The sequence below is a fragment of the Eubacterium sp. AF15-50 genome, from assembly GCF_934835595.1.
GTDB lineage: Bacteria > Bacillota > Clostridia > Lachnospirales > Lachnospiraceae > Eubacterium_G > Eubacterium_G segne.
The window spans coordinates 50,647-60,829 of the sequence record NZ_CAKVZL010000003.1; the positions used below are offsets into that span (position 1 = coordinate 50,647).

Annotated in this window: 10 protein-coding genes; 6 read left to right on the plus strand and 4 right to left on the minus strand. The window is 35.0% G+C overall.

Translation table 11 applies throughout. The features are described from left to right. Positions 1-141 precede the first annotated feature (141 nt). Complete coding sequence (locus Q5O73_RS00925; protein WP_302668836.1) at positions 142-1,689, minus strand: leucine-rich repeat protein; 1,548 nt, start codon at positions 1,687-1,689, stop codon at positions 142-144. A 258-nt stretch (positions 1,690-1,947) separates the two neighbouring features. Here Q5O73_RS00925 and Q5O73_RS00930 point away from each other — a divergent pair, with 258 nt between their 5' ends. The 5 genes from Q5O73_RS00930 (at position 1,948) to Q5O73_RS00950 (ending at position 8,115) form a co-directional block, all read left to right on the plus strand. Beyond that, positions 1,948-2,688 (plus strand): hypothetical protein, encoded by a 741-nt coding sequence (locus tag Q5O73_RS00930; protein ID WP_302668837.1) that lies wholly within the window; start codon positions 1,948-1,950, stop codon positions 2,686-2,688. Positions 2,689-2,783: 95 nt separating this feature from the next. Further along, the gene (locus Q5O73_RS00935; protein WP_118589664.1) at positions 2,784-3,560 is read left to right on the plus strand and encodes a hypothetical protein; all 777 of its coding nucleotides are present in this window, start codon (positions 2,784-2,786) and stop codon (positions 3,558-3,560) included. Between the two features lie 107 nt (positions 3,561-3,667). Then, positions 3,668-5,107, plus strand: coding sequence for a hypothetical protein (locus Q5O73_RS00940; protein ID WP_302628646.1), 1,440 nt, complete (start codon positions 3,668-3,670; stop codon positions 5,105-5,107). A gap of 113 nt (positions 5,108-5,220) precedes the next feature. Further along, complete coding sequence (locus tag Q5O73_RS00945; RefSeq protein WP_302668838.1) at positions 5,221-7,482, plus strand: glycosyl hydrolase family 28-related protein; 2,262 nt, start codon at positions 5,221-5,223, stop codon at positions 7,480-7,482. Positions 7,483-7,578: 96 nt separating this feature from the next. After that, a complete protein-coding gene (locus Q5O73_RS00950; protein WP_302668839.1) occupies positions 7,579-8,115 on the plus strand; it encodes a histidine phosphatase family protein in 537 nt (178 codons plus the stop codon). Between the two features lie 94 nt (positions 8,116-8,209). Here Q5O73_RS00950 and Q5O73_RS00955 read toward each other — a convergent pair whose 3' ends face one another. Then, complete coding sequence (locus Q5O73_RS00955; RefSeq protein ID WP_021952826.1) at positions 8,210-8,479, minus strand: spore coat protein; 270 nt, start codon at positions 8,477-8,479, stop codon at positions 8,210-8,212. Between the two features lie 15 nt (positions 8,480-8,494). After that, complete coding sequence (locus Q5O73_RS00960; RefSeq protein WP_021952827.1) at positions 8,495-8,677, minus strand: hypothetical protein; 183 nt, start codon at positions 8,675-8,677, stop codon at positions 8,495-8,497. Between the two features lie 106 nt (positions 8,678-8,783). Between Q5O73_RS00960 and Q5O73_RS00965 the strand changes: the two genes are divergently transcribed. Beyond that, positions 8,784-9,566, plus strand: a complete 783-nt coding sequence (locus Q5O73_RS00965; RefSeq protein WP_021952828.1) for a ZIP family metal transporter — start codon at positions 8,784-8,786, stop codon at positions 9,564-9,566. 63 nt (positions 9,567-9,629) lie between these two features. On the opposite strand, the gene Q5O73_RS00970 is transcribed toward Q5O73_RS00965, so the two are convergent. Continuing rightward, complete coding sequence (locus Q5O73_RS00970) at positions 9,630-10,043, minus strand: CBS domain-containing protein (protein ID WP_021952829.1); 414 nt, start codon at positions 10,041-10,043, stop codon at positions 9,630-9,632. Between the last annotated feature and the right edge of the window lie 140 nt (positions 10,044-10,183).

Sequence of the window (10,183 nt, forward strand, 5' to 3'; positions counted from 1 at the left end):
TTGCCACATAAAAATGCTCATACCATTTGAATTTCTCTCATTCGTTCAGGTGGTATGGGCGTTTTCTTATGGATAAAAATAAGCATTTCAAACATACAAAAAGCGGCTGGTAATAAACCAACCGCCAATGTAGCATCAATATTAATTGAAAGTTTCTTCTTCCTTAACTTCATAATCTTTAAATTTGATTTTGTTATCATCCGAAAGAATTGATTGCTTAATAAAGCGCATATATCTGTTATAAATCTGTTTAGGTATTCTAAAGACCGCTCTTCTGTGAATGCCCTTAAAGGCTTTCTCTCCAACTTCTTTCAAATGTGTGCCTTTAAATCTTACAATTTGGAGCTTTTCGCACTTGTAAAATGCTTTTGTACCTATCTTTTTCAGTGATTTTCCAAATACAATCCATTCAAGTTTTGAACAATTGGTAAATGTTCTGGCTGGAATTTCCGTAATGTTATCACCAATTCGTACAGTCTTTAATTTGTAAGCATTAGCAAGGCAGTTTTTTGCCATTGATACAACCTTGTATGTTCGCTTTTCATTTGTAATTTCTGAAGGAACAATTAATTCCTCTACATTTCCGTTCTCGCATCCGACAAATTCAACTTCATCTCTGGACAATACTTTATATATGTTACCTTTTTCGGTAAATGTGGTTCCAATAGCTGAAGGAGTGGTATATTCGCCATCGTACCATGACGGCTTTTCAAAAGACATTTCATCTTCAAAAGAAATAACCGTAGGTTCTTCCCCTTCATATTTGTTATACCAGTCAGACGGATACAAAACATCAGAACGCATAACCGCAGTTGATGTATCTACTTTGGCTGATTCTCCTTTACGGACACGCCTTGCAACAACTACCGTTCGGTAATCTCCTATTTCATAGGAACAGGTAGAAAGAAGTAGCAGGTGGTCATTTTCATTAACCTTAACAGGACACTGATATAAAGAACGCATTTCTAACTGATAGACAAAATCCATAAATTCATGTTTATTCTTGAAATTACCCTTTAAATATGTAAATCCCTGATTAACCTTCATGTCACCGGACAATCTTACATATGCGATAATTTTCCATTTGGCTTCTTTATATATACTGTCAAAAGTGATAACCGGATGTTCCTTATAAAAATTAATATCTTTATACTTAAGTAGCTGGTGAAACATCATCCCGGTGGAATCCATATTATGTCCGTGAATAAGAATGGACTTGGATGGTTTCTTTACATTACAATGACCGTCAACATAAAGGGAACCGTTTTTATCCTTATGACCTTCAAAGTCACGTGTCAAATAAAAGTCAGAACCACTGAAAGCCTGCATAACAGGATAGTCAATGTTGGTTCCGGGAATGGTAAGCCATCCTTTAATATCACTATTGTACTCTAAAAGTTTTGAAAATTTCAATAATATACCATTTGAATCTTTCAGGCCTTTTTGAGATTTGTCCAGAGAAATATCTAACTTTTCTTTCTTTTTACCTTTCTTATCAGTTGTCTGCTCATAATTGTTTGAATTATTAGCGGCAGCATAATATATCCTTCGGTATTTGTCGGTAACCTTTCGTGAGTATGCAGGCTGCAAAATAAGATAATAAATAAGAAATGCAGCGCATCCCACAAACAAAAGAATGGAAAAAATAACAAGCGAACGTCGTATTATTCTTTTCTTCTTATTAGTCATGTTTTCCTCCTAAAATGATTATAGACATATGAAAGGTGTTTTGCAACGTGAAAATGCAAAAAAAATACACAAAAACCTAGCATATAATACTAAAAAATGAAACACTTGAAAGGTTTTTTTGTAAAAAACTAACAAAAATACACAAGTTTTTTGGTCAATTTCAACCTTTCAAATTCATTGACAAACAATACCTATAATGATAAGATTAGTTTAACGTTAAACGAAATAAAATGATGTAATAATGTGGAGGCATTAACAATGAAGAAAATATTGAAAAAAGTTATAGCATTAGCTAGTGCCGTTGCAATGACATTGAGCATGAGTTCATTTGTAAGTGCGGCAGAGGATATTGTTTTGGAGGACTCAGGAAGTCCATTCATTAAGACGTTTGACCCGGGAGATAAAGGAGATTACATTTATCTGGGTTATGCGTATTGTTTTGAAGTTGGTCCGGAATATAAGTATTTAAAGATTACATATACCGGTGAAAAGACAGCATTTGATGAACTTCGTTTAGAGTTTGTAATTAATTCAGACCCTGCAGAAGAAATCAAGCTTACTCCAAAGTGGTTTAGAGAAAATGATGAAGGAACTCTTGTTACAACAGATGGCAAAGAAGTTCCGGCTCCATCAGACAAGGAACAGACAGCGGTTATTGACCTTGAAAAGTCAGGAGTTGATTTAAAGACCGGTATAAGAGCTTTCCATATTCATGATACACCGGGCAAAGGCTCATTTAAGATTATTGATGCCCGTCTTATGACAAGCCCTGAAGGAGAGGCAGGCTCAGGTGATAGCAATGGTGAAGAAACAAAAAAAGAAGATGAAAACAAGAATGTTGAAATTGTAACAGACAATGCTAAAAATACATCAACAGGTACAGTTGGTTCAGTTAAACCGGGTGCATCCGGTATTCCTGTATGGCCAATCGCAGCAGGCGTAGGTGGTGTTGTAGTAGCAGTTGTAGCATTTGGTATTACAAAATCAAAAAAGAAATAATTAAATGATTTTATTCAGATGAAAGAAAATCATCTGTTATAAGATAAAACAATGTTAACAATTATAATTATATAAGAAAGGATAGGGATAACAATATGAGAAAAGGTTTAATTAGTAAGAAAATCGTAGCATATGTTTGTGCAGCAACTATGATGTTCTGTGGATTCGCAGGCATTACAAAGGCTACACCTGTAGCAGCAGCAGAAACAGAGATTCAGCTTGACGATGCAGCAAGTGGAATGAATAAGACATTACACATTGACAAAGCAGCAAAGGGCTCAAAAGATGATTTGATGTATGCATATCAGGGATTTGTAACATTTAAGGATCTTGCTGATAAGAGTTTTAAGTATCTTAAGATTACATACACAGGTGATATTACAACTTTAAGATTTGAATTTAATGAAAAAACTTCAAATACAAATCAGGGACCGTTCTGGTTTGATGCTGAGCAGGATACACACTTTGTAACAGCAGACGGAAGTGATATTCCTTTGGTTGGTAAAAACACAACAATCGTTATTGACCTTGAGAAATCAGGTGTTGATATGAGCAAGTATAACAATGGTATTCATATGCATGCTAACTCAACAACAGATGCAGCATTTGATGTAACACTTAAGGATTGTGTATTGTCATCAGTTGCACCAGCTACAACTGGTTCAAAGACAGCAACCAAACCTGGAGACAGCAAGAGTAAGACAGATGAACAGGTAACAGATGCAAACGGAAATGTTACACCAACACAGAACTCAACAAATGCACCTTCAACAGGTTCACCTATGTGGCCAATCGCAGCAGGTGTAGGTGGAATCGTAGTTGCAGCAGCAGCTTTCGTAGTTTCAAGATCAAAGAAATTTAAAGAAAACTAATTTAATATTTATGAATTTATTCAGGTGTCAGGGACGGTCCTTTGACACCTGATATAAAATATAATAACAATTAATTTACAAATTTATGAAAGGACAGGGGTAATTATATGAGAAAAGGTTTATTTACCAAGAAAATCGTAGCATATGTTTGTGCAGCAACTATGGTATTTAGCAGTTTTGCAGGTGTCAGTGTTGTAAATAACACAAATGTAATTGCAGACGAAACAAAGGCTGACATTGTATTAAATGATACAGGTTCACCACTTATTAAGACATGGGGTTCAGCAGATGGTGAAGGATATGCATATGAAGGATATGTATACTGTGGAGACGTTAGCTCAGATTACAAATATCTTCAGATTACATATTCAGGAGCTGCAACAGCATTGAAAGAAGCTCGTTGGGAACTTTTAGGGAAAGATGATAAGGCATTAGGAACATATTGGTTCTCACAGAATGATCAGGGAACATTTAAGACAACTGATGATACATTAGTTCCTGCACCAACAGAAACAGCACAGACAGTAGTAATCGACTTAGAAAAGACAGGTGTTGATTTATCAGCATCAGGAATTAATGCATTCCATTTCCATAACACAAAAGGAAACGGTGCATTAACAATAACAGATGCAAGATTCATCACAAAGGTTCCTGAAGAAGTTACAACACCTGCACCAACAGAGGCACCAACAGAAGGACCTACAGAAGCACCAACAACACCACAGCCAACAACAGCAGCAGATCCTTCAACAGGAATTAAGCTTGATGATGTTGCAAGTGGAATGAACAAGACATTACACATTGACAAAGCTGCAAGTGGCGCTACAGATGGTATCAAGTACGCATACTTAGGATTTGTTACATTTAAAGATTTAGCTACAAAGGATTTCAGATATCTTAAATTAACATATACAGGTGATATTACAAGCTTAAGATTTGAATTTAATGAAAAGGCAACAAACGCAAATCAGGGACCTTTCTGGTTCGATGCAGAACAGGATGTTCACTTTGTAACAGCTGACGGAAGCCCAATCCAGTTAGTTGGAAACAATACAACAGTTGTTATTGACCTTGTAGCTTCAGGTGTAGATATGAGCAAGTACAATAATGGTATTCATATGCATGGTAACTCAACAACAGATGCTGCATTTGATGTAACAATTAAAGATGCAGTATTATATGGTGGAGTACCTACACCACAGCCAACAACAGTTGCACCTACAAAGAAACCTACAGTTAAGGTATCAAGACCTGGTACAGCTTCAGTTAAGAAAGCTACAAAGAAGAAAGCTTCAACAAAGGTTAAGATTAGCCTTAAGAAAGTTAAGAAAGCAAAAGGATATTATGTACAGATTTCAACTTCTAAGAAGTTCAAGAAAGTTCTTGTAAAGAAATATGTAAAGAAAGTATCATTTACACTTAAGAGCAAAAAGATTAAGAATAAAAAGAAACTTTACGTTAGAGCAAAAGCTTACAAGCTTAACGGAAAGAAGAAAGTTCTTTCTAAGAAGTGGTCAAAAGTTAAGAAAGTAAAAATTACAAAATAATTTTAAAATATTAATTTAGACTATGAAAAGAAAATAACCTATAGTGGGGAAAACGCTATAGGTTATTTTTCTATCGTAAAAAAGTTTTTACTAAGCAAGAAGGAGATATGAATTTGAGAAAGATAGTAAAACAAATAATCGTTATGGGAATGGCAGTTATGTTGACTATCCAACCGGGATATATGGGAAATGATAATAAAAAGGCATATGGTGCAGAAAGCACTAAGGCTGATAGTTTTTATTTACCGTCTGCCAATGCAAATGGTGTAATAGGGGCAACTATGCCATATACAAGATATGATACTGAAAAAGCCAGTCTGGCAGGAGGTGCTGTAATTGCAAAATCAGATAGTTATTCTAATTCAAGCATTGCAACACAGGCATCAAATCAGTCCTACGCAAGACTACCAAAACGTGGTGCGTCGGTAGAATGGACAATGGAAACGTCAGGAGATGGCGTTACAATGAGATTCACAATGCCGGATTCAAGTGACGGAAAGGGAAAAACAGGTTCTCTTGATGTATATGTAAATGGAAAATTGGCAGAGAAAGTAAACTTAACATCTTATTATATGTGGCAGTATTTTGCTGCGGGAAAAGGACATCCAAGTGATACTAATAACGGTGGGTATCCATTATTTGCCTTCGACGAAGTTCATTTTAAATTAAACAAATCACTGAAAAAAGGTGATAAGATAAAAATACAAAACAGTGGTGCAGGAAATATGGAATATGGTGTTGATTTCATTGAGGTAGAACAGGTACCGGGTGAAATTAAACAGCCGACAAATTCCCTAAGCGTAGTGGATTTTGGAGCAAAGCCAAATGATGATACAGATGATGCAACGGCTATAAATAATTGTATATATGCTGCTAAAAATTCAAAAAAAGATGTATATTTTCCGGCAGGAACATACAAAATGAGTAAAAAAATGAAGATTTTAGGGGAAAATATTAAAGTAACCGGTGCTGGAATGTGGTATACAAATATACAGTTTACAAGTGACCAGCAAGGTGGCGGTGGAGTAACAGGAAAATGTAAAAATGTTGAAATAAGTAATATGTACTTAAATTCAAATTTACGTTCACGTTACAGTGAAAGCGCTAACTACAAATGTTTCGCAGATGTTTTTGAAGGCGGTTCAGTTATTCATGACATTTGGGAAGAACATTTTGAGTGTGGTTTCTGGCTTGGTGATTATGACAGAGACACAAACTATTCAGATGGTTTAAAAATCGTAAATAGCAGAATAAGAAACAATTTAGCTGATGGTGTTAACTTCTGTCAGGGAACAAGCAACGCTGCAGTATATAATTGCTCCGTAAGAAACAATGGTGATGACGGTCTTGCAATGTGGAATAACAATTATTATTCAAAGGATGAAGATAAAAATGTATTCGCATACAATACCATAGAATTTAACTGGAGAGCCGGTGGAATAGCTGTGTATGGCGGAAATGGACATAAGATTTATAACAACTACATCTGTGACACCACTATGTCCTGTGGTATACATTTAAATACTGTTTTTCCAGGTCATAAGTTTAATAATAATAAAGACGGAATAAAATTTGACAATAACATAATAATCAAATCCGGTTGTTCAAAGGACTCATGGAATGGAACAATGGCAGCCATTGATATAACAGGTGGTGTTAAGAACGTTACATTTAGCAATACAAAAATTTATGAAGCACAGCATGATGGTATACGTGTAGGACAGGACTGTAGCAATATTGTTTTCAATAATACTAAGATATACAAGTCAGGTACCGATGGAAACACTTCCAGAAAAGGAGCTGCATTGTATTTAGATACAGCACAAAATGTTATATTTAACAATGTAGAAATTGCAAAGAGTGCCTATAGTAATGCAGCCGGATGGCCAATATATTCACATATCTATGGTACGGTTAATACCAACAATATTAAAAATTATGTTAATGTAAGCAGTAAGGAATATACAATTCCTTCATACCCTAAGGCAGGAACGTTTAGCACAGGTAAACCTTCAAATGGCGGAAGTGAAAATCCAACAACAAAACCTACGGTAAAGCCAACGGTTAAACCAATTGTAAAGGTTAATGTAACTAAGGTTAAAAGTGCATCTAAAAAGCGCGCTTTTGCCAAAATAAAAATAAGTCTTAAGAAAGCAAAATCCGTAACGGGATATCAGATACAGATTGCTACAAACAAGAAATTTAAGAAGGTTTTAGTATCTAAAAAAGTAAAGAAATACAAATTTGTACTTAAATCATCTAAAATTAAAAACAAAAAGACCTTGTATCTTAGAGCAAGAGCGTATAAAGTAGTTAGTAAAAAGACTTATGTAAGCAATTGGACAAAAGCTAAAAAGGTTAAAGTGACTAAGTAGAGTCTACAGAATTAAAATTAGCAAATAAAGTTCATAGGATAAAGTCCGTAAAATTAAAATGAAGGGAAGAAGATTTAATATCTTTTGGGTGAAAGTATGGCACATTTATATTTTACAAGACATGAACAGACCTTTTGGAATGTTGAAAACAAAATTTGTGGAGCAACGGATATAGGTCTGACAGAGTTAGGACACAGTCAGGCTAAGGAGCTGGGCGAAAAAATATTACAACAGGGAATACATATTGATGAAATATTATATTCCCCATTATCCCGTGCCGCAGATACGGCAAAGCATATTTCCCGGATTACGGGAATACCTATGAGGGAAGAAAAGAGACTGACGGAACAGAATTTTGGAAAATATGAATCAACAGCCAGAAATGGTGAAGAATTTAAAGTGGCAAAAACAAATTTTATATGTAGTTTTGATGGCGGTGAAACAATGTTACACCTGGCACAAAGAATATATAATTTGTTAGATGAAATCAAGCAACAGCCGGATAAGGTATATCTGTTGGTTGCTCATAATGGAATATCAAGAGTGGTAAATTCGTATTTTTACGATATGACAAATGAAGAGTTTGCAGCATTTGGCATTAAAAACTGTGAAATTAGAAAATATGAGTTTTAAGCTTAATTAGAAAGAGGCTATTGCATCCTAAGGGGACTTGCCAAAGTATGACTTTGGAAACGTACCCTAGGACAATAGCTTTTTTTAATAAAAATTAGATGGCTTTATATCCACATTCAAATTTGGTTTTTGCTTCCTGAACTTTCTTGCTTTCTGCGGCAGGTGTAGGATAAAATCCCATAGTGTGCATCTGATTAAATACATCTACCTGAATTTCGTGTTCCTTGCTTAAAAGGTTAAGCATAGTTTCACGAAGATTGTCATGGACGCATTCGTTAGCACCTAAATTATAAAGGTTAGTGGCATTTTTTTCAGTATTAAGGGCATCACCTAAAATTTCCTTTTCTGTATAAATTTCGTTCATTTTAAAATCCTCCAATTATTTCAAATAAGAATAAATTTCATTAAAATGTCCCTGATGCTTGTCGGCGATACTTAACATTTGCTGTTTTATAGTCTCATCCTTACTGTGATTTGCAAGCATCTGAAACTTTTTAACTAAAAGTTCCTCTTCATTTAATAAATCCTGAACAACTGACAGTTCTTTTTCTGAAATATCCATGTTTCCTCCTTTTTTAACATAAATCATTGACTTTAATAGTATGTTAAAATAAGATAGAAAAATGTATGGAATAATTTTGAAAAATTAAAATAAAAAAGGAGACGTAATGGAATTAGAGGTAATTAGAGGAATTTTAATTCCCTTTGCAGGAACATCTCTTGGAGCAGCATGTGTACTGTTTATGAAAAGGAATTTAAATATAAAGGTGCAGAAGGCACTTACAGGATTTGCGGCAGGAGTAATGGTGGCAGCATCAATATGGAGTTTGCTTATCCCGGCTATAGAACAGTCGCAAAGTATGGGAAAGCTTTCCTTTGTCCCTGCTGTAATTGGATTTTGGGTAGGGATATTGTTTTTACTCTTATTAGATAAAACGATTCCCCACTTGCATATGAACAGTAACGAAGCAGAAGGACCTCATGTGAAACTAAAAAAAACTACAATGCTTGTCCTTGCTGTTACACTTCATAATATTCCGGAGGGGATGGCTGTAGGAGTAGTTTTTGCGGCAATGCTTATGCCTAATAGTGAAATATCTTCCATGGGGGCATTAGCTTTAGCAATTGGAATTGCAATACAGAATTTCCCGGAAGGTGCCATTATATCCATGCCGTTAAAGGCAGAAGGCGAAAGTAAGACAAAGGCATTTATATATGGAGTTCTTTCAGGGGTGGTGGAACCGGTAGCAGCAGTTTTAACTATTTTGGCTGCTGGGATAATTGTTCCGGTGCTACCCTACTTGCTAAGCTTTGCAGCAGGAGCCATGTTATATGTGGTAGTAGAAGAATTGATTCCTGAAATGTCAGAAGGAAAACATTCTAATATTGGAACTTTAATGTTTTCTTTGGGATTTACAATTATGATGACATTAGATGTGGCATTAGGCTAAAATCAAAATTAAATACTTATAAAAAACGTATATCCCTGGAAAAGGAATATACGTTTTTTTAGGTTAATTAATTTTTTCATCTAACTTATTTGCCAGATAGAGGATAACATCTTTTCGGGTTATAATTCCAATAAACACATTATTATCATCTACCACAGGCACAAAGTTCTGATTGGTTATTTTATCAAACAATTCTTCCATAGAAACTGAAATGTGGATGGCTTTGTTATCCCTTCGTCGGTTTATGGATGTAATGGGGATTCCCTCCATTTGCTTAAGGGAAGGAAAGTCATTGCTTTTTAAACACCAAAGCAAATCGCCTTCTGTAATAGTTCCTATGTATTTTCCGTCCTTACCTAAAAGGGGAATGGCTGTGTATCCGTGATGCTCCATTTTTTCAAGAGCCTGTCTGAATGTATCATCTTCTTCAACATGTGAAACATTCTCCTTTGGAGTAAGGAAAAATAAAATATTCATATATTATATCCTCCGTATTAAAAACTCATACTCAAACATTCTATCAGAAAAATATGAGTAAAGCCATAGAGGACACAAAAAGTTAACATGTTTATTTTAGTGATGGAATAATCTAATTCCTGTAAATGCCATAGCCATTC